The organism is Bacillus sp. OK048 (assembly GCF_900103525.1).
In the GTDB taxonomy this organism is placed as follows: Bacteria; Bacillota; Bacilli; order Bacillales; family Cytobacillaceae; genus Neobacillus.
Map to the genome: position 1 here is coordinate 183,431 of NZ_FNHN01000005.1, position 19,785 is coordinate 203,215.

19 protein-coding genes and 1 riboswitch are annotated in these 19,785 nt (G+C 39.6%); of the genes, 13 read left to right on the forward strand and 6 right to left on the reverse strand.

Features of this window, described 5'->3' with window-relative positions:
• The first annotated feature begins 3 nt into the window (after positions 1 to 3).
• From BLR86_RS11335 to BLR86_RS11345, 3 genes are all read left to right on the forward strand, one after another.
• Positions 4 to 1,518, forward strand: coding sequence for a flotillin family protein (locus BLR86_RS11335; protein WP_090761419.1), 1,515 nt, complete (start codon positions 4 to 6; stop codon positions 1,516 to 1,518).
• Between the two features lie 464 nt (positions 1,519 to 1,982).
• Positions 1,983 to 2,693, forward strand: coding sequence for a response regulator transcription factor (locus BLR86_RS11340; RefSeq protein WP_090761421.1), 711 nt, complete (start codon positions 1,983 to 1,985; stop codon positions 2,691 to 2,693).
• Positions 2,671 to 4,047, forward strand: a complete 1,377-nt coding sequence (locus tag BLR86_RS11345; protein ID WP_090761422.1) for a HAMP domain-containing sensor histidine kinase — start codon at positions 2,671 to 2,673, stop codon at positions 4,045 to 4,047. Before BLR86_RS11340 ends, BLR86_RS11345 begins: the two co-directional genes overlap by 23 nt.
• Before the next feature lie 16 nt (positions 4,048 to 4,063).
• On the opposite strand, the gene BLR86_RS11350 is transcribed toward BLR86_RS11345, so the two are convergent.
• From BLR86_RS11350 to BLR86_RS11365, 4 genes are read right to left on the reverse strand one after another with little or no spacing between them, the layout of a single operon-like run.
• Positions 4,064 to 4,837 (reverse strand): ABC transporter ATP-binding protein, encoded by a 774-nt coding sequence (locus tag BLR86_RS11350; protein ID WP_090761424.1) that lies wholly within the window; start codon positions 4,835 to 4,837, stop codon positions 4,064 to 4,066.
• Positions 4,834 to 5,532, reverse strand: a complete 699-nt coding sequence (locus BLR86_RS11355) for an ABC transporter permease (protein ID WP_090761426.1) — start codon at positions 5,530 to 5,532, stop codon at positions 4,834 to 4,836. The genes BLR86_RS11350 and BLR86_RS11355 overlap by 4 nt, the downstream gene beginning before the upstream one ends.
• A gap of 35 nt (positions 5,533 to 5,567) precedes the next feature.
• On the reverse strand, positions 5,568 to 6,434 hold the full coding sequence (locus BLR86_RS11360) for an ABC transporter substrate-binding protein (protein WP_090761428.1): 867 nt from the start codon (positions 6,432 to 6,434) through the stop codon (positions 5,568 to 5,570).
• The gene (locus tag BLR86_RS11365) at positions 6,434 to 7,369 is read right to left on the reverse strand and encodes a substrate-binding domain-containing protein (RefSeq protein ID WP_090761430.1); all 936 of its coding nucleotides are present in this window, start codon (positions 7,367 to 7,369) and stop codon (positions 6,434 to 6,436) included. Before BLR86_RS11365 ends, BLR86_RS11360 begins: the two co-directional genes overlap by 1 nt.
• A 240-nt stretch (positions 7,370 to 7,609) precedes the next feature.
• On the opposite strand from BLR86_RS11365, the gene BLR86_RS11370 reads away from it, so the two are divergent.
• Positions 7,610 to 8,272, forward strand: coding sequence for an FMN-dependent NADH-azoreductase (locus BLR86_RS11370; RefSeq protein WP_090761433.1), 663 nt, complete (start codon positions 7,610 to 7,612; stop codon positions 8,270 to 8,272).
• A 221-nt stretch (positions 8,273 to 8,493) separates the two neighbouring features.
• Here BLR86_RS11370 and BLR86_RS11375 read toward each other — a convergent pair whose 3' ends face one another.
• Positions 8,494 to 9,276, reverse strand: a complete 783-nt coding sequence (locus tag BLR86_RS11375; protein ID WP_090761435.1) for an undecaprenyl-diphosphate phosphatase — start codon at positions 9,274 to 9,276, stop codon at positions 8,494 to 8,496.
• A gap of 164 nt (positions 9,277 to 9,440) precedes the next feature.
• Here BLR86_RS11375 and BLR86_RS11380 point away from each other — a divergent pair, with 164 nt between their 5' ends.
• Positions 9,441 to 10,214 (forward strand): DUF4931 domain-containing protein, encoded by a 774-nt coding sequence (locus BLR86_RS11380; RefSeq protein ID WP_090761437.1) that lies wholly within the window; start codon positions 9,441 to 9,443, stop codon positions 10,212 to 10,214.
• Positions 10,215 to 10,344: 130 nt separating this feature from the next.
• Positions 10,345 to 11,514: an FtsW/RodA/SpoVE family cell cycle protein gene (locus tag BLR86_RS11385; protein ID WP_090761439.1), complete on the forward strand. Its 1,170-nt coding sequence runs from the start codon at positions 10,345 to 10,347 to the stop codon at positions 11,512 to 11,514.
• A 48-nt stretch (positions 11,515 to 11,562) separates the two neighbouring features.
• On the opposite strand, the gene BLR86_RS11390 is transcribed toward BLR86_RS11385, so the two are convergent.
• The gene (locus BLR86_RS11390; protein WP_090761441.1) at positions 11,563 to 11,694 is read right to left on the reverse strand and encodes a YuzL family protein; all 132 of its coding nucleotides are present in this window, start codon (positions 11,692 to 11,694) and stop codon (positions 11,563 to 11,565) included.
• A 218-nt stretch (positions 11,695 to 11,912) separates the two neighbouring features.
• Between BLR86_RS11390 and BLR86_RS11395 the strand changes: the two genes are divergently transcribed.
• From BLR86_RS11395 to BLR86_RS11430, 7 genes are all read left to right on the forward strand, one after another.
• Positions 11,913 to 14,300 carry a 3-hydroxyacyl-CoA dehydrogenase/enoyl-CoA hydratase family protein gene (locus BLR86_RS11395; RefSeq protein WP_090761443.1) on the forward strand — a complete coding sequence of 796 codons (2,388 nt, stop codon included), beginning with the start codon at positions 11,913 to 11,915 and terminating at the stop codon, positions 14,298 to 14,300.
• Between the two features lie 86 nt (positions 14,301 to 14,386).
• Positions 14,387 to 15,562 carry an acetyl-CoA C-acetyltransferase gene (locus tag BLR86_RS11400; protein ID WP_090761445.1) on the forward strand — a complete coding sequence of 392 codons (1,176 nt, stop codon included), beginning with the start codon at positions 14,387 to 14,389 and terminating at the stop codon, positions 15,560 to 15,562.
• A 253-nt stretch (positions 15,563 to 15,815) separates the two neighbouring features.
• Positions 15,816 to 17,600 (forward strand): acyl-CoA dehydrogenase family protein, encoded by a 1,785-nt coding sequence (locus BLR86_RS11410; RefSeq protein ID WP_090761450.1) that lies wholly within the window; start codon positions 15,816 to 15,818, stop codon positions 17,598 to 17,600.
• A gap of 181 nt (positions 17,601 to 17,781) precedes the next feature.
• Positions 17,782 to 18,138 carry an arsenate reductase family protein gene (locus BLR86_RS11415; protein WP_090761452.1) on the forward strand — a complete coding sequence of 119 codons (357 nt, stop codon included), beginning with the start codon at positions 17,782 to 17,784 and terminating at the stop codon, positions 18,136 to 18,138.
• A gap of 87 nt (positions 18,139 to 18,225) precedes the next feature.
• Positions 18,226 to 18,609, forward strand: a complete 384-nt coding sequence (gene gcvH / locus BLR86_RS11420) for a glycine cleavage system protein GcvH (RefSeq protein ID WP_090761454.1) — start codon at positions 18,226 to 18,228, stop codon at positions 18,607 to 18,609.
• 217 nt (positions 18,610 to 18,826) lie between these two features.
• Positions 18,827 to 19,183 carry a toprim domain-containing protein gene (locus BLR86_RS11425; protein ID WP_090761713.1) on the forward strand — a complete coding sequence of 119 codons (357 nt, stop codon included), beginning with the start codon at positions 18,827 to 18,829 and terminating at the stop codon, positions 19,181 to 19,183.
• 3 nt (positions 19,184 to 19,186) lie between these two features.
• Positions 19,187 to 19,495 (forward strand): thioredoxin family protein, encoded by a 309-nt coding sequence (locus BLR86_RS11430; RefSeq protein ID WP_090761456.1) that lies wholly within the window; start codon positions 19,187 to 19,189, stop codon positions 19,493 to 19,495.
• A gap of 132 nt (positions 19,496 to 19,627) precedes the next feature.
• Positions 19,628 to 19,732, forward strand: a riboswitch (SAM riboswitch).
• Positions 19,733 to 19,785: the final 53 nt, after the last annotated feature.

A 19,785-nucleotide genomic window follows, 5' to 3' on the forward strand; every position in this document is an offset into this window, starting at 1 on the left:
TAGATGGAATTAAGTTTTTGGATTGTAATTGGGATTGTCGCATTTATTTTACTTGCTTTAATTGGTGTTTTTGTTACGAAGTATCGGACGGCTGGGCCGGATGAGGCGTTAATTGTTACCGGTAGCTTTTTAGGAAACGGTAGTGTACATGTCGATGAATCAGGCAATAAAATCAAAATCATTCGTGGCGGCGGTAGCTTCATTTTACCAGTGTTTCAACAGGCAAAGCCGCTTAGCTTGCTATCTAGTAAGCTAGAGGTCACTACACCAGAGGTATATACTGAGCAGGGTGTACCGGTAATGGCAGATGGTGTCGCGATTATTAAAATTGGTGGCTCTATTAGTGAAATTGCCACGGCTGCTGAACAATTCCTTGGTAAGGCTAAGGAAGACCGAGAAAATGAAGCAAAGGAAGTTCTTGAAGGGCATTTACGCTCCATCCTCGGTTCAATGACAGTGGAGGAGATTTATAAAAACCGCGATAAATTCTCGCAAGAGGTTCAAAGAGTCGCTTCACAGGATTTGGCGAAAATGGGATTAGTTATCGTTTCCTTTACAATTAGGGATGTTCGCGATAAAAATGGGTACCTCGATTCCCTTGGTAAACCAAGAATTGCCCAAGTTAAACGTGACGCTGATATTGCAACTGCTGAAGCTGATAAAGAAACTAGGATTAAAAGAGCAGAAGCAGCAAAAGAAGCTAAGCGTTCTGAATTAGAACGTGCGACTGAAATCGCTGAAGCAGAGAAAATTAATCAGCTTAAGGTTGCAGAGTTCCGCCGTGAACAAGATAGTGCTAAAGCCCGAGCTGACATGGCATACGAATTGGAAAGTGCAAGGTCGAAGCAGGAAGTAACTGAGCAGGAAATGCAGGTTAAAATCATCGAGCGACAAAAGCAAATTGAACTTGAAGAAAAAGAGATTCTACGTCGTGAACGTCAATACGATTCTGAAGTCAAGAAAAAAGCCGATGCAGATAGATACTCCGTGGAGCAGGCTGCAGCAGCGAATAAGGCAAAACAAATCGCAGAAGCAGAAGCGAATAAATACAGAATTGAAGCAATGGCAAAAGCCGAGGCAGAACGCGTTCGCTTAGATGGTTTATCTAAAGCCGAGGCCCAAAAGGCACAAGGTACTGCGGAAGCAGAAATTATTCGTCTAAAAGGTTTAGCAGAAGCGGAAGCGAAGGAAAAGATTGCAGAAGCATTCGAGCAATTCGGTCAAGCCGCGATCTTAGATATGATTATTAAAATGCTTCCGGAATATGCGAAGCAGGTTGCAAGCCCGCTTGCCAATATTGATAAAATTACAGTGGTCGACACTGGCGGTTCCGGAGAAAATGGCGGTGCCAATAAAATTACCGGTTATGCTACAAATCTAATGGCTACTCTCCAGGAGTCATTAAAGGCATCTAGTGGTATCGATGTCAAAGAATTAATCGAGAACTACTCTGGTAAAGGAAATGTTAAAAGCAGCATCGAGCAACTTACATCCACCATTAAAAAAACAGAAGAGTAATTTATGAAGAATCCCTATCAAAATCTGATAGGGATTTTTTAATGGCTGTGTTAAAGCGTAATATGGATATCGGCACCTGTTGATTTGTGCGGAAGGCACGAAGACTCCTGCAGGAGGACGGGACAGGGGAGACCCCGCAGACGCTTTAGCGTCGAGGAGGCTTCCCGAACCGCCTGCGGAAAGCGAAGTGCCTGGAGCGCAAATCAACAGTCTAGTTAAGCACAGCCTAAAAAAATAAGGCACCCCACGTTGGGATACCCATATGTAAAAAAAGAGAGATTAAAAATTGGGAGAGCAAGTGGTTAAAATCATAATAACCTAAAGAGTTGAAAACCTCTTTCATTGCTACAAGTTCATCTTATCGGGAAATATTGTAGATGTTATGAAGAAGTTGTGATGAATTTGTGAAGATGAAAAAAGCCAATCCCCAACATGATATATTATAGTTAAGGGGAGTGAATACGATGAAAATACTACTCGTTGATGATGAAAAAAGAATTATCGAAGTCCTTGAAGCCTATCTTGAAAGAGAAGGATATGAAATTCACTGTGCTGATAACGGAATTGATGCCCTGAAGAAGGCGAAAACCATACAACCAGACTTAATTATATTAGATTTAATGCTTCCGGATATTTCTGGAGAAGAAGTCTGCCGTTTAGTAAGAAAAGAATCAGATGTACCGATTCTGATGCTGACAGCCAAATCTGCGGAAGATGACCGCATTAATGGAATTGTTATGGGGGCAGATGACTATTTAACAAAGCCATTTAGTCCGCGTGAAGTCGTTGTCCGTGTCCAAGCAATTCTAAGAAGAGTAAAGAAAACAGAAAAAGTAGAACGAATTGAATTCAATAATAAGCAGCTTGCGATCGACCTTAGTAAGAAGGAAGTAATCGTTAAAGGGCAGGATGTTATTTTGACACCGATTGAATATAAGCTGCTCACGAATATGGCATTAAATCCAGGGAGAGTATACAGCCGAATGGATTTAATTGAAAAGATCCAAGATGAGGGTATGTATTACGAAGGCTACGAGCGTAGTGTCGATACACATATTAAAAACCTGCGTAAAAAAATAGAACTAGATTCTAGACAGCCAACGTTTATCCTCACAGTTTTTGGGATGGGTTATAAATTTGGAGGGGTGTTAGATGTTTCAAACACTGCGGTCTAAGATCCTCTTTTATTTGTTACTCAGCTCGATGATTGGAATTCTCTTTGTCAGCTTTTTTATGCAGTGGGGATTTGAAGAAAGTTTTACGAGCTATTTAGATCGCAATCGAGATAAGAAGATTGATAGAATCATCACAGAGATAGAAAAGGATTATCGGAAAAATGGGCATTTTACCAGTGATCCTGTCTTTGGTCTCCTTCATGAGCATGCCATGACCGATCAACTTTATTTTCAATTGTATGACCGTGTCGGCCAGCTGCAAATGGATTCATCCAATATTAGGAGGATGTTGAATAGTTTTGGGCTTGCAGAGCCTGAACCAAATGGGGAAGAGTGGTATTCCAATTCCTATACACTTAGAGTTGATGACCACATTATCGGAAAGCTTGTTGCCATATACCCAGTTGGCTTAATCGATGATGAGTACAATTTTATCAAAACCATGCAGTTATACATTTATGCTGCAGTATGTTTAACGATCCTTTTGTCGATTCTGTTCAGTATGCTATTCTCGAAAAAATTAACATCTGGATTGAATAAGGTTTCCTTTGCTGCAAATGAACTGCAACAGCATAACCTATCCATTAGGATACCTTTATCAGGTTTACCTACAGAGGTCAAGCAGCTAGCAATATCCTTTAATAATCTAGCAGAATCATTGGCAAAGGGTGAAATGTTACGGAAACAATTTACAGGAGATTTAGCCCATGAACTCCGTACGCCACTTGCGACATTAAGAAGCCAAATTGAAGCTTACCAGGATGGAATTTGGGAGCCAACACAAGCCCGATTACAATCTAGTCATGAAGAACTCATGCGCTTGGTAAGGCTAGTGAATGAACTGGAGAAATTGCTTGCAGCGGAAAACCCGCAAATTAGATTGGAAAAGGTAGAGGTAGAGGCTGGCAGTGTTCTCGCAGCCCTATGGGAAATGTTTTTACCTTTGTTTAAGCAAAAGGGCGTACAGCTTCATATAGAAGAGCCTAATAAAGAACTTCTTTTCCCTGCTGATAAGGACCGCTTAATGCAAATCCTCTCTAACGTTTTAAACAATGCCCTTAAATATACGCCTGAAGGAAAGAATGTAACCATTTCCGTTTTAACTGAGAAGGAAGGGTATGTTGGATTCAAGGTGGAGGATGAGGGGGCAGGAATGGCCGAAGATGATATTCCACATGTATTTGAGCGTTTTTACCGTGGAGATAAATCACGTGATCGCAAAACAGGCGGAGCGGGTATAGGTCTCTCGATTGTGAAAGCATTAATGGAAGCGCATCAAGGGTTTATTAAAGTAAAGAGCAGAATTAATAAAGGGACAAGTATCATATTATGGTTCCCGCAAGAGGATGATTAATTAAGAAAAAAAACCGCTATCTAAACATGGATAGCGGCTTTTCATTGTGGGTATTAACATGATAAAATTTCTTCCATTCATTTAGAAATGGAGAAGTAGCGGAATTGGGGTGTTCCAGGACCCTCTGGGTAGGTCCATGCTGCTTCACTTCTCCATTTACCATGATAGCAAGAGAATTCGTTAAGTAATTTATTTCCATCAGATCATGACTTACGAAAGCAGTAGTAATTCCTGAACCTTCAATGATAGCTTTAAAGTCATCCATCAACTTAATTTTGGTTGGAAAATCGAGAGCTGAAAAGGGTTCATCTAGAAAAAGAATTTCAGGCTCAACAATCATCGCCCTTGCTAGGTTTACTCGTTGGGCCTCACCACCTGAAAGGTAATGGGCATTTTTCTTCGCCAGATGGCTAATTTGAAACTGCTCCAGCCATTCATTGACCTTCTTTTTGATGACAGCTTTCGGTACCTTCCTTAACTTTAAGCCAATGGCGATATTTTGAAAAACTGTTCCTTCTAAAAGTAATGATTGCTGCAAGGCGACGGAAAATTTTCTTCGTAGTTCCAATGACGGAGCTCCATTTGGTACCGCTTGCCCGCGGTAGAGTATTTCACCACTACTATTCTTGTCAAGCAAAGCCATAACCTTAAGCAAGGTACTTTTCCCAGCGCCATTAGGTCCCATAATTCCAAGGAATTCACCAGCATGGATCTGGAAATGAGGGATGTTTAATATACCTTTATGATTCGCTTTATAGGTAATGTTTTTAAGCTCAATTAATGGATTCATGATAATCGCTTCCTTTGCTGTAACAAGGTTAAGGATGCCGTAATGAGTAAAGCAACTGTTAATAGAATAAAGGAAATCGCAAGGGCTACATCAAAGTTACCTTTTGATACCTCCATTACAATAGAAGTGGTTAAAATACGTGTATCACCTTGGATATTTCCGCCTACCATTTGTGCAGCACCAACTTCAGCGATCACCCGGCCCAAGCCAGCCATGATTGCTGCTACAATGGCAATTTTCGTTTGTTTAAGAAGGAGTCCAAAGGTTTGGATTTTTGTAGCACCCAGCGCTTTAATTTGTAACAGCATTTTTTCATTAATCTGCTGAAAAGCAGAGCTGGTCAAACCTGTAATGATTGGCAGGGAAACGAGTACTTGTGCCATCACGATTGCCGTAGGAGAATAGAGCAAATGTAAATGGCCAAGGGGACCGGAACGCCATAAAAACATGGTAATCCATAACCCAGCAACTACAGGCGGTAAGCCCATGCCGATATTAATAAGGACTAGGATCATTTTTCTTCCTCTAAATCTTGTCAAACCAAGAAACATGCCAAGCGGCAAGCCAATAATGGAACTTATCAAGGTAGCTGAAAAGCAGACTTTTAACGTTAACCAAGTGATCTCAAAAATCGCTCGATCACCGGTAAGAATCATTTCTATCGCTTTTTTTAGCCCATTGATAATAAGTTCCATCCTGCTTGCCGCCTTTCCCTTATGCCTGTCTAATGCTATTCAGTATATTTAATAAATAAAGACTGACCAAATTCTTTTTTACCAAAGCTTTCAATTACATTTTGTGTTTCCGGGTTCACCATGAACTCGACAAATTTTTCTGCATCCTTGCTGTTAACCATGTCGTGTTTCTCTGGATTCACCTGCATAACGTGGTAAATATTCATTAAATCTTTGCCGCCCTCAACAACAATTGTAAGGTTGGTTAAGTTTTTCTCTTGTGCAAGCCATGTAGCACGGTCTGTTAAAATATATCCATTTTTCTCATTAGCAATTTGTAAAGAAGCACCCATGCCTTGACCCGTTGAGATATATGTGTCACCGGTTGGTTGGATATTGGCAGCTGTCCAGATACCAAGTTCTTTTTTATGTGTACCAGAGTCATCGCCGCGAGTAATAAAGTTTGCTTTTACTTCGGTAATTTTTTGGAATGCTGCTTTTACATCATCACCGCTTACACCTGCTGGATTATCTTTAGGTCCTACTAAAATAAAATCGTTGTACATTACGCGTTTACGATTCACAGCATCTCCACTAGTAACAAGTTCTTCCTCTGACTTTGGAGCGTGAACTAAAAGGACATCCGCTTCACCTTTTGTTCCCATTTCTAATGCTTGTCCTGTACCAACTGCAATCGTTTTTACTTTAACATTGTTTTCTTTTTCAAAGATTGGCAGCAATTCATCTAATAAACCGCTGTCTTGTGTACTAGTTGTTGTAGCAAGGATTAGTTCGGTTGGTTCTGCCTTTGGTTCTGGCTTTTTCTCTGTTGCTCCTTCTTTTTCGGTGGCAGTGTTTCCACAAGCGGATAAAATAAGAAGCATGAATACGAATAGTGTAGCAAAAAAGCGATTCTTTAACATTAGAATGTTTCCTCCATTTTAGCTGTTTTGTAAATTACTTTTCCTAATTCGGAAATATCATAGCCATCTAAGTCAGTCAGACTGTTTTTAAAACTATCAGACTGTAAGTAATGAATTAATTCGTTTAGATTTTTTTTATTTTCGTCTGTAAACCGGAACACCAAGTCAAATTGTTCCTTTGCAATCGGAATAAAGTCTAATCCTAAATGGCTTGCAGCAGATTGGATTCCAAAGGCCACATCGGCCATTCCTCTGCTAATATAGGATGCAGTGGAAAGGTGATTCCATTCTTCATTCATATAACCATTTATATCACCGGGGTTGATCCCATGGTTAGAAAGCATGGAATCGAACAGAAATCTTGTCCCCGCCCCTTTTTGACGGTTAACAAATTGAACATCTTTTCTAGTCAGATCGGCAAAAGTGGTTATCCTTTTGGGATTGCCTTTGGCTACAATAAAGCCTTGTTCTCTTGAAACGAATCGCTGTACCAAAATAGATTCATAAACAAAGAGTTGATGGATAAAAGGTAAATTATATTCTTGTGAAGCAGGATCTAATAGGTGCATGGCGGCAATATCGGATTGGCCGCGATAAAGCATCATTAATCCTTCAAGGCTGCCTATGTAGGTCGGCTGGATTTGGATCCTAAGGTCATTCGCTGTTTGTTTGACAAAATGCTCTACAAGAAAGTCATGGCTTCCGGATAGTCGGATAGGTAAGGATGTATAGGTATCAGGCTGCTCCACTTGAATTTTTTTCGCTGGTGCTTTTGTATTTTCTTTGTATCTTTCGATTTCTTCGAGTTCGATTCGCATTTTGTTGCCTACTTTAAATGCCTGTAATTCACCTCGCTTGATCAGTTCATAGACGGTGTGTTTGGAGATTTGGAACAGCTGTGCTACTTCATCAGGTGTATATGCTTTTCCTTCCATTGGTAATGCCTCCTCCCTATTAGCAGTATTAATATAAAATAAATATACAACACTAACTGTGACTTTTGTTAAGTTTCGTCTAGTTTCGTTAAGTTTTATTTGGAATTGTCACTTTTTGTTCATGAATTATGAAAAGTTCACACTATTTTCATAAACGTCACTCATTGTTCATCAGTGAACAAGGGAGTTTGTTGTACTATATTAGTAGGTGAAAATTATAGTTAAAGGGATGGGGATTAAATGTCAAAACTACTATACATTACTGTTAATCCAAAAAATGATATAAAACTTTCAAAGGGAATGCAGCTTGGCGAGGCGTTTCTAGAAGAGTTTAAAACACAGAGACCTGAAGTAGAAATAGAACATATGCATTTATATGATATGGATATCCCTCAAATAGATATGGACCTGTTATATGCACGGGCAAAATTATCTTTCATGGGCAAGACGTTTGATGAGCTTTCAGAGGGAGAACAAAAACAAATCACTGCGATGCATGCGCTTGCTGATCGGTTTATTGCAGCTGACTATTATGTGTTTGTAACACCAATTTGGAACTTTGGCTCTCCAGCTATTTTAAAAGCTTTCCTTGATAACTTATTTATTGTGAATAAGACATTTACCAATACACATGAAGGTGCAAAAGGGCTGCTTACCAACCGCAAAGCACTTCATATCCAAACGCGCGGTGGCATTTACTCGACTGGACCGATGGTTGACTTTGAATTTGGCGACCGATTCTTAACAAAAGTACTAGGATTCCTAGGAATGGAAGTTATGCCAACTGTATTTGCTGAAGGGATGGACCATTTTCCAAAGCAAGTACCAGAAATTATGGCAAAAGCAAAAGATCAAGTCATCGAAGCGGCAAGAGAAATGGCAAAAGAAACGGTTACAGTTTAATAATAGGAAAAATGCGACTCGAATATCGAGCCGCATTTTTTATTTGAGGTGAAACTGTGTCTATAGTGACCGAAAATCAACAAGAGCAGTAGTCATGGTCACTATAAGGGGTCTATAGTGACCGAAAATCTAAAGGAGCAGTAGTCACGGTCACTAAAAGAGGTCTATAGTGACCCAAATCCGAAAATAACAACAGACCTGGTCACTATAAATTAATCGTCCTAGAATTTCCCTGTAAACTGAAAAAATAACACTGCAAAGCCTAGCACCCAGACATATATGGCAAAAGGTTTTAATGAGCGTTTCTTTAAATATCCGATCATCCACTTCACCGCAAAATAGCCGAATAACGCAGAGGCGGCAATGCCAACAAGCAGCGCAGATAGGGAGATTTGTTCACCAGCACCGCCAACTAAATCTAAGGATTGGAGCACGACGGCACCAGCAATGGCTGGTGTAGATAAGAGAAAGGAGAAATAGGCTGCTGTTTCCCGGTCTAACTTTCTCCATAAGGCAGCCACAATCGTGAATCCAGAGCGTGAAATTGCGGGGAAAATGGCTGCAGCTTGAAAAGAGCCAATAATCAGAGCATCGGTATAACTAATATCCTCCATTTTTTTATAGCCATTTTTTGCAGAATCGGCAATCCAAAGAAACAAACCGGTCACTAAAAACTCCCATCCAATCGTAACCCCTGTCTTCGATATTTCCTCAAAGTAGTCCTTGAAAAGCAGCCCAATCACTACAGCTGGAATCGTTCCGACAATTAATAGGAAGGTAAGCTTGCTAAATGGATTTTTAATAATTTTAATAAACTCGTCCTTATAAAAAACGAATACAGCGAGCAAAGTTCCAACATGGAGCATCGTATCGAGTAATAAACCAGCTTCTTGTAATCCAAATAAGTTCCTGCCTAAATACAAATGTCCTGTACTGCTAATCGGTAAAAACTCAGTTAACCCTTGAATAATCCCTAAAATGAGTGCTTCTAATTTACTTAACATTGATACCCTCTCTTTCTGCACCATAGGCCTGTACATACTATAAATATGCACGAAACCCAACAATTAGCCGATAAAAATTTATATATTTGCAAGTCAAAAATAGTGCAAAAGAGGTGGAACCTCCCATAAAATAGAAGTAAGACGTTTAGAGAGGAGCTGCACACTTGAAAACCAGCCATCTACATTTCAATACATCCATCGGAGTCCAGAAACCAGAAAGTATCAGAAATAAACAGCAAGCATGCCCTTTTTGTGCGCGAGAAGAGTTGACAAATCTTATTGAAGTGGATGGACCCATCATCCTTTTAAAAAATAAATATCCTGTATTAGAAAATGCCTATCAGACCGTTTTAATCGAAACAGACGATTGCCATGGCGAATTATCGAATTATGAGCTCCCGCATCTACATAGGCTGCTGCAGTTTGCCATACGAAATTGGCTTGAGCTCGATAAAACCGGAAAGTATGAATCGGTTATTCTTTTCAAAAATCATGGTCCTTTGTCTGGTGGAACCATTGCACATCCTCATATGCAGATTATTGGGTTAAATAATATTAATTATCAGGATAATATAGCCGAAGAAGTGTTTCAGGGGATTACAATAGAAGAAAAAGATGAAGTCCGAATTACGCTATCGACAAAACCAAAGGTAGGCTTTTATGAATTTAATATTGATATGGACGATTCCTGTTATCATGAAACGTTTGGCGTTAATCTTCAAAAAGTAGTGGATTATATTCTCAACAACTTTCCCTTTAAAGCAAGTAGCTACAATCTTTTCTTTTACCATTATAATAGAAGAATATATGTAAAAATAGTTCCCAGGTTTGTAACGACTCCGCTTTATATTGGATACGAGATTCCCCAAGTACCGGATAATTTACAGTGGATGGCGGATGATATTAAAAGTAAATATTTCACGAGTGGAAGTTCCTAAACCTAGGAACTTTATTTTTTTATGTAAATTAAACCAACCCGATTTTAGAAGTTGTGCTTTGGGCAGATAAAAAATATAATGAAATAATGTACAAGTTCCTTTTGAACTTTGACATTAAGGAGTGTGAGGAATGACATCATCTAAAAATACAAATTCAAAACTTGATTATAGTCTTGTTTTTATCTTACTTTTATTATTTCTTGCTAGTTGTGTATCGATTTACAGTGCACAAGCAAGCGGTCAATATGTTGGTAACTTTTTATTAAAGCAAGTTATCAATTATGCCATTGGATGTGGAATTATTGCTGTCGTGATTAGGCTCGACTCCGATCAGCTAAAAAAATTAACTTGGTATGCCTATGGGGTAGGCATATTTTTACTCATTTTCTTAATTATCGCACCGGAAAGCATTGCCCCAGTAAAAAACGGGGCAAAAAACTGGTTTCAGGTTCCTGTACTTGGATCCCTACAGCCATCTGAGTTTGTCAAAGTTTTTCTTATTTTAGCCTTGGCGAAAGGAATAGACAGTCATCATCAAAAGCACCAAGTTAAGACCATTTCATCAGATTTTTTGCTGTTAATAAAGCTTGGTGTTATAACAATGGGACCGTTAGCCCTGCTTATTAAAGAGGACTTAGGAACTTCGCTTGTCTTTTTGGCTATTCTATTAGGTATGATCTTTATCTCGGGTATCACTTGGAAATTGCTGGTACCGATATTTTCATTCGGGACAGCAATGATTTCGGTTATTTTTTATTTTGTGCTCTTAAAACCAGAGATTCTTGAAAAATATTTAGGTGTGAGGCCGTATCAATTTAATCGTATTTACTCTTGGCTTGACCCTTACAACTTTCAAAGTTCAACCGGATATCAGCTGACAAGATCCTTACTAGCCATTGGATCAGGACAAACTGGGGGTAAGGGTTATGGAAATAGGGAAGTATATCTGCCAGAAAGTCATACCGATTTTATTTTTAGTGTGGTCGGTGAAGAGTTTGGATTTATAGGTGCGAGTGTACTAGTAAGTTTATTTTTCTTGTTGATTTATCATATTACCAAGGTTGGTATGGAAACAAAGAACAATTTTTACACGTATATTTGTGTCGGAGTCATTAGCATGATTACTTTTCACGTTTTCCAAAATATCGGAATGACAATAGGGGTGCTCCCGATTACTGGTATTCCTTTGCCGTTTATCAGTTATGGAGGAAGCTCGTTGATGGGGAATATGCTTGGAATAGGTTTGATTTTCTCGATCCGCTACCATTATAAAAAATATATGTTTTCCACTTCTGCATAGAATAATAAAGAGCCCAGGTTATAAATAACCAAATGGGCTCTTTTCTTCTTATCTTTTGTACTGATTATTTTGGCTGTTTACTTTGTTTTTGTCAGCTTGTTCTCCGCCAGGACCCGCGTTACCTTGAACGCTAGCAGCGCTTACGCCTCTTTTAGATGGCTCTTTTTTCATTTTACCCATGCCTCATCACCTCAATAAATAGGATGCCCAACTAAACTTTTTTATGTAAATAAGGTAGAAAAATTATTTTTCAAAAAAATCATAATTTTCAGCGTTTAATGATTGCGCAAATTTTTGAAATATTCTATAGTAATAATTAGCAGGACTCATTCAATTGTGAATTTTTTTTGACAAAAAAATGAATGAGTATTCATTCAAGGTGTGTAAAGGGGGAGACAATGTTGAACAAACTTATTAAAAAAGCAGCTGTTCTAGGATCGGGAGTCATGGGATCAGGGATTGCTGCACACTTAGCAAACATCGGGATACCAACATTATTATTGGATATTGTTCCAAGAGAATTAACCGAAGATGAAAAAGCAAAAGGACTAACGTTAGAAGATAGGCAAGTCCGCAACCGCATTAGCAGCCAATCCATCCAAAAATTAGTAAAACAAAAACCAGCACCATTAGCGGTAAAAAAGAATCTGGCTCTTATTGAAGCTGGAAACCTTGAAGATGACCTCATTAAATTGAAGGATGTAGACTGGGTCATCGAAGTGGTTGTTGAAAATCTGAATGTGAAGAAACAGGTTTTTGAAAAAGTAGAACAATACCGTAAACCTGGAAGCATCATCAGCTCCAATACTTCTGGTATCTCTGTTGAAGCGATGGCAGAAGGAAGGTCAGAGGATTTTAAAAAGCACTTCCTTGGTACCCATTTCTTTAACCCACCACGATACTTAAAGTTACTTGAAGTGATTCCTACTCAATATACTAGCCAAGAAGTCATTTCATTCATGAAAACTTTTGGAGAGGATGTATTAGGAAAAGGCGTCGTGCTTGCTAAGGATACACCAAACTTTATTGCCAACCGAATTGGAACATATGGGCTTCTAATTACGGTGCAAGAAATGGTAAAGGGCGGCTATAGTGTCGGGGAAGTCGATTCAGTTACTGGACCATTAATTGGACGTCCTTCAAGTGCAACCTTCCGAACCCTGGATGTAGTCGGATTAGATACTTTCGCACATGTGGCAGGCAATGTTTATGAAAAAGTAACTGGGAAAGAACAGGAAGTTTTCGAGGTTCCGGCGTTTATGAAAACAATGCTAGAAAAAGGCTGGTTAGGTAGCAAATCTGGGCAAGGCTTTTTCCTTAAAAAAGGGAAAGAGATTCTGGAGCTTGACACTCATACATTAGAATATATACCACGTAAAAAGCTATCCACTGCAGCAACAGAATTGAGTAAGCAGGAGAAAGGTACTGCGAACAAATTGAAAGCGCTTGTATATGCAAATGATCGTGCGGGGGAACTATTATGGAACATCTTTAGTCCAGTCCTTGTCTACTCTGCACAGCTTTTAGGTGAAATTGCTGAAACGATTGTGGACATTGACCGTGCCATGAAATGGGGCTTCGGCTGGGAAATGGGTCCATTTGAAACATGGGATGCGATCGGGATCGAGAAATCAGTCGAAAAAATGAAGAATGCTGGAGTAGAAATTCCTGTTTGGATAACAGAGATGCTCGCTAAAGGACATACATCGTTCTACTTAGAAGAAAATGGCGAACGTTTCTATTACAAAAATGGAGAATACCGTTTGGTTGAAAGTAACCCAAAAGCAATCGACCTAAAAAAGTTAAAGGAACAAAAGGGAGTCATTAAAAAAAATGGCGGCGCCAGCTTAATTGATTTAGGTGATGGTGTAGCTCTCCTAGAATTCCATTCGCAGAGTAATGCGATAGGTCTTGATATTATCCAGATGATTAATTTTGCTATAGACGAAGTGGAGAAAAATTATAAAGGACTTGTAATTGGAAACCAGGGGAAGAACTTTTGTGTCGGTGCGAACCTAGCCATGATGTTAATGGAAGCACAGGATGACAATATTCATGAGCTTGAAATGGTTGTCCGTCAGTTCCAAAATGCGATGATGAAAATTAAATATAGTGCAAAACCGGTGGTAGCAGCACCATTTGCGATGACACTCGGTGGTGGTGCGGAGGTTTGTTTACCGGCAGCGCATATCCAAGCATCTGCAGAAACCTATATGGGGCTAGTTGAAGTCGGGGTTGGCTTACTGCCAGGCGGCGGTGGAAACAAAGAGCTTTATATGAAACATTTAGAAGGTCTGCCGAACGGTGTTCCATTTGACCTTCAAGCAGTTGCCAACAAAGTGTTTGAAACGATTGCCACTGCCAAAGTATCCACGTCAGGTGCAGAAGCACGTGAGAACAATTTCTTAGGTTTAGCTGATGGAATAAGTGTTAACGGGGATCACTTGTTATACGATGCGAAGCAGGCTGTTCTCTCATTGAATGAGCAAGGGTATGTACCAAAGGCTCGCCGTAACATTCCAGTCGTGGGTGAAACAGGATACGCAACACTTCTTTTAGGCGCTCATTCTATGCTCCTATCTGGTTATATTTCAGAGCACGATATGAAAATTGCTAAAAAAGTTGCTTATGTGATCGCAGGCGGAAAAGTCCCATATGGCACTGAAGTAGATGAGCAATATTTGTTGGATCTAGAAAGAGAAGCGTTTTTAAGCTTAATTAGAGAAGGTAAAACACAACAGCGCATGCAACACATGCTAGTCAAAGGTAAACCACTGAGAAATTAAAAAGAAAAGCGGAAGCGCCCCGAGCCAGTAGGCTACTTGCGCTAGACAAATAGATTACTACTATAAGAGGAAAGTGAGGGAACGAAATGAGAGAAGCGGTAATCGTGGCCGGTGCTCGGACCCCGGTAGGCAAAGCCAAAAAAGGTTCGCTTGCCCATGTTCGTCCTGATGATTTGGGAGCATTGGTTGTAAGAGAAACCTTAAAACGTGCGGGAAATTATGAAGGTACTATTGATGATTTAATTATTGGCTGTGCCATGCCTGAAGCGGAGCAGGGGAATAACATGGCACGTAATATTGGTGCATTAGCGGGTCTGCCTCATACAGTACCAGCCATCACCATTAATCGTTTTTGCTCATCTGGACTACAGGCAATCGCCTATGCAGCCCAAGGAATTATGCTTGGGCACACAGATACTGCAATCGCAGGTGGAGCCGAATCGATGAGTCTAATTCCAATGGCAGGGCATGTCATACGGCCCAATGTAAAGTTAGCCGAAACAGCACCAGAGTATTATATGGGAATGGGCCATACCGCAGAGGAAGTAGCAAAAAAATATGGGATTTCTCGTGAGGATCAGGATGCATTTGCGGTCCGCAGTCATCAGAAGGCAGCAAAAGCGATACAAGAGGGAAAGTTCGTAGACGAAATCGTGCCTGTTGAGGTTACCTTCCGTTCTGTAGGTAAGGACAATAAGTTAGCTGAAAGAACGATCCAATTTTCACAGGATGAAGGAGTTCGTCCAGATACAAACCTTCAATCACTTGCGAGACTTCGCCCGGCCTTTTCAGTAACTGGTTCCGTTACGGCAGGTAATGCCTCACAAACAAGTGATGGTGCAGCCGCATTAATGGTTATGGATCGCGAGAAAGCAGAAGCACTTGGACTAAAGCCGTTAGCAAAATTCAGATCGTTTGCGGTTGGGGGCGTACCGCCGGAAATTATGGGGGTTGGCCCGGTTGTAGCTGTACCAAAAGCAGTTAAACTGGCAGGTCTAGAACTATCGGATATCAATTTATTTGAATTGAATGAAGCCTTTGCTTCGCAGTCCCTTCAAGTGATTCGCGAGCTTGGTCTCGATGAAGAAAAGGTTAATGTAAATGGCGGTGCGATTGCACTAGGACATCCACTTGGCTGTACAGGTGCAAAGCTAACGTTAACACTTATTCATGAACTAAAGCGGAGAAATGAACAATTTGGTGTCGTTACCATGTGTATTGGCGGCGGAATGGGCGCAGCCGGTGTGTTTGAACTTTTATAATAAGGTTTTAGAATTCATTGTTGATATTAGTACTCTGTTAATTGGAGTGGAAGGCACGAGACTCCTCGAAAATGCTATCGCATTTTCTTCGTGCGTGGGCAGATTCGAGGATGTAATTCAATGTCCTGCGGGAGGACGGGGCAGGGGAGACCCCACAGGCGCTTCAGCGCCGAGGAGGCTCCCCGAACCGCCCGCGGAAAGCGAAGTGCCTGGAACGGAAATTACCGCTATAAGTGATTAGGAGGAATTAATAATGACACAACAAACTGAAAAAATGATTAAAGGCGGAAGCTTTTTAATCGATGATATCCCATATGACCGTGTTTTCACACCTGAGGATTTTAATGAAGAACAATTAATGATTGCCAAAACAGCAGAAGACTTCGTTGAAAAAGAAGTTCTTCCACAGCTAGAACATCTAGAAAATCATGAATTTGATCGGACAGTTAAGTTGTTAAAACATGCGGGAGACCTTGGCCTGTTGGCGGCGGATGTACCTGAAGAATATGAAGGGTTAGGCTTAGATAAAGTAACTTCATCCCTTGTAACTGAAAAAATGTCAAAAGCTGGTGGTTTTTCATTATCTTATGGTGCACATGTTGGTATCGGGTCACTGCCAATCGTTTTATTTGGAAACGAGGAACAAAAGAAAAAATATTTACCTGCCCTTGCTTCCGGTGAAAAAATTGCTGCCTATGCTTTAACAGAGCCAGGATCAGGATCTGACGCTCTTGGTGCAAGAACAACAGCAAAATTAAATGCAGAAGGCACCCATTACATTTTGAACGGCGAAAAGCAATGGATTACCAATGCGGGCTTTGCAGATGTATTTGTTGTCTATACAAAAATAGATGGTGAACATTTTACGGCATTCATTGTTGAAAGAGATTTTCCAGGAGTTTCTACTGGTGCAGAAGAAAAGAAAATGGGAATCAAGAGCTCTTCTACAAGGACTCTAATTTTAGAAGATGTACCTGTTCCTGTTGAAAATCTATTAGGCGAATACGGTAAAGGCCATGTGATTGCATTTAATATCTTGAATATCGGACGCTATAAATTAGCTGTTGGCGTTGTTGGCGGTTCTAAAAATGCATTTGAGTTGGCGGTGAAATATGCAAATGGCCGTAAGCAATTTAATACACAAATTTCCCAATTCAATTTAACAAAAGAAAAGTTCGGTACGATGGCTTCAAAAATCTATGCAGCAGAAAGTTCTGTCTACCGTACAGTTGGATTGTTCGAGGAAAACCAAGGTAAACTTACAACGGAAGAGCAGAAGGACATTAAATTAGTGGCAGGTTCTATCGCGGAATATGCAATTGAATGCTCGGTCAATAAATTCTTTGCTAGTGAAGTATTGGATTATGTGGTTGACGAGGGTGTTCAAATTCACGGCGGCTACGGCTTTATGCAGGAGTATGCAATCGAAAGAGCATACCGCGACTCTCGTATTAATCGTATTTTCGAAGGTACAAATGAGATTAATCGTCTGCTTGTACCAGGAACCTATATTAAAAAGGCTTTCAAAGGTGAGCTGCCATTATTCCAAAAAGCGCTTGTCTTGCAAGAAGAACTCATGATGATGATGCCTGAAGAGCCAGGTGATGAGCCGCTAGCGCAAGAGAAATATTTGGTAAGCAATGCAAAGAAAATTGGCTTGTTAGCTGCTGGTTTAGCTGCCCAAAAATTTGGTAAGGCGCTAGAAAAAGAGCAAGAGATCTTATCAAATATTGCGGATATTGTTTCTAATGCATATGCAATGGAATCAGCCGTTTTACGGACAGAGAAAGCAATTGCTAAATCTGGTCTTGAAAAAAATAAACAAAAGCTTCTTTATACACAGATTTTTTGCCAAGAAGCTTTTAACGAAATTGAACAGCATGCTAAGGAGACTCTGGTTGCTACTGAGCAAGGCGATACCCTCCGTATGCTTGTATCGGCTCTTCGCAAGCTAACACGCCACACGCCAATCAACGTGATTGCAAAAAAACGTGAAGCAGCTGACGTTCTTATTGAAGCTGAACGCTATATCGTATAATGAAAAAACTTTAGGCTCCCAGCACTTGGTGGGAGTCTAAAGTTTTTCTATAAATCTAGCAGGATTATTGCGGATTTAGTCGAAACTTTTAAGTGAAGCATTTTTACTTTTTTTCCAGTTATGTTACTATTCAAGTGACGATTAATGTCATTTGAAGTATTGGTACAAGGAGGGGAAACAGATGTCTCTTACTTTCTACTGGTACCCGAAATGTGGTACATGTCGAAATGCAAAGAAATGGCTGGATAAAAATCAGCGTTCCTACAAAGAAATACATATTGTTGAAAACCCGCCATCTAAGGCAGAACTTCAGGATATTTACGAAAAAAGCAACCTTGAATTAAAGAAGTTCTTTAATACAAGCGGGCAAAAGTATCGGGAATTAGGCATAAAGGATAAAATATCCACTGCCACTGAAGATGAACTGCTAGAGTTATTAGCATCGGATGGGATGTTAATCAAAAGACCCTTATTAACGGATGGGGAAAACGTAACAGTTGGTTTTAAAGAAGAAGAGTATGAAAAAATGTGGTTATAAGCATTTCATTACTTTTCAAAAAGAAATTTAGCTAAAATCGATTGATGTCGATAATAGATTTTAGAAAATAATGGAGGGATTTTTGTAATGACTACACCAAAGGAATTGCGTTATTCTGAAGAACATGAGTGGGTAAAAGTTGAAGGAGAAACTTTCCGTATCGGAATCACTCACTTTGCACAGTCAGAGCTAGGAGATATCGTTTTCGTGGAACTACCTGAAGTAGGCGATGAAGTTTCAGCTAATGAGCCTTTTGGCAGTGTTGAGTCTGTTAAAACAGTTTCTGAACTATATGCACCGGTAAGTGGTAAAGTAGTTGCTGTTAACGAAGATTTAAGTGACAGCCCTGAATTTGTCAACGAATCCCCATACGAAAAAGCATGGATGATCGTGTTGGAGCCTTCTGATAACAGTGAATTAGACAAGCTTATGACTGCAGAACAATATGAAGCAATGACGAAAGAAGACTAGTTTGTACAAGCACCTTGTTAATCAAGGTGTTTTTTTATTGCTGCACTTTGGGAAAAATTCGCACCTTCTTAATTCTAAAACTAGGGGACAATAGAATAAACTTTAATTATGGACTGTGATGATGGTATAGTTAATATATTCACACGTTATTTACGTTTTCGAATATGTTAACAACAAACAAATAATTTTCTTTTGTATAGGTGATGAATGATGAATGATGAATGACTCTTATGGTGATAAAGTTCTGATTGTTGAAGGAAAATCAGATAAGAAAAAGGTAAAAAGTATTTTGAAGGAACCGATGGAGATTGTTTGTACAAATGGAACCATCAGCATGACGAAATTGGATGAATTAATTGATTCTCTCGAAAATAAAGAGGTCTATATCCTCGTTGATGCAGATGACGCTGGCGAAAAGCTCCGTAAACAATTGAAAAGGGAATTCCCTCAAGCGGAACACCTATATATAGACAAGATGTACCGTGAAGTGGCAACTGCACCAGTATATCATCTGGCCACAGTCCTTTTAGGTGCAAATATCGATGTTCATTCTGAATTCTTAGAGATGGGCTAACGAATGAACGATTGGACCCTAGATGAGGTATCATCCTTATTAAAAAATCATTCATCTGGACTCATATACTTCTATACTCCTTTGTGTGGTACTTGTCAGGTAGCATCGAGAATGCTCCACGTCATTGAAAATTTGGTTACTATAGAAATAGGGAAAATAAATTTGAATTTTTACCAAGAGCTAGCAAAAAAGTTTGAAATTGAAAGTGTTCCTTGTCTAGTCTTTATAAAAGAAGGAGAAGCAGTAGACATGGTTTATGCTTTTCAATCTGTGCCGTTCTTATATGAAAAAATAAAACAATATTTTAACTAAAACTAAAACAGATGCTCACTGCTGCATCTGTTTCTTTCATTATTTACTTAAAAACTATTGACGAGATTCCATGATTTGGTGTATCATCTGTTTAAATATTCAAATAATTATTTGTGTAATTACATACAAACTTACTTATCCAGAGAGGCGGAGGGACTGGCCCTATGATGCCCAGCAACCGGTTAATCAACACACGGTGCTAATTCCAACAGAGTACGTCACTCTGGCAGATAAGGAGAGATTTCCCCCTCTTCTTGAAGTGGGGTTTTTCTGTTTTATGATTTATAAAA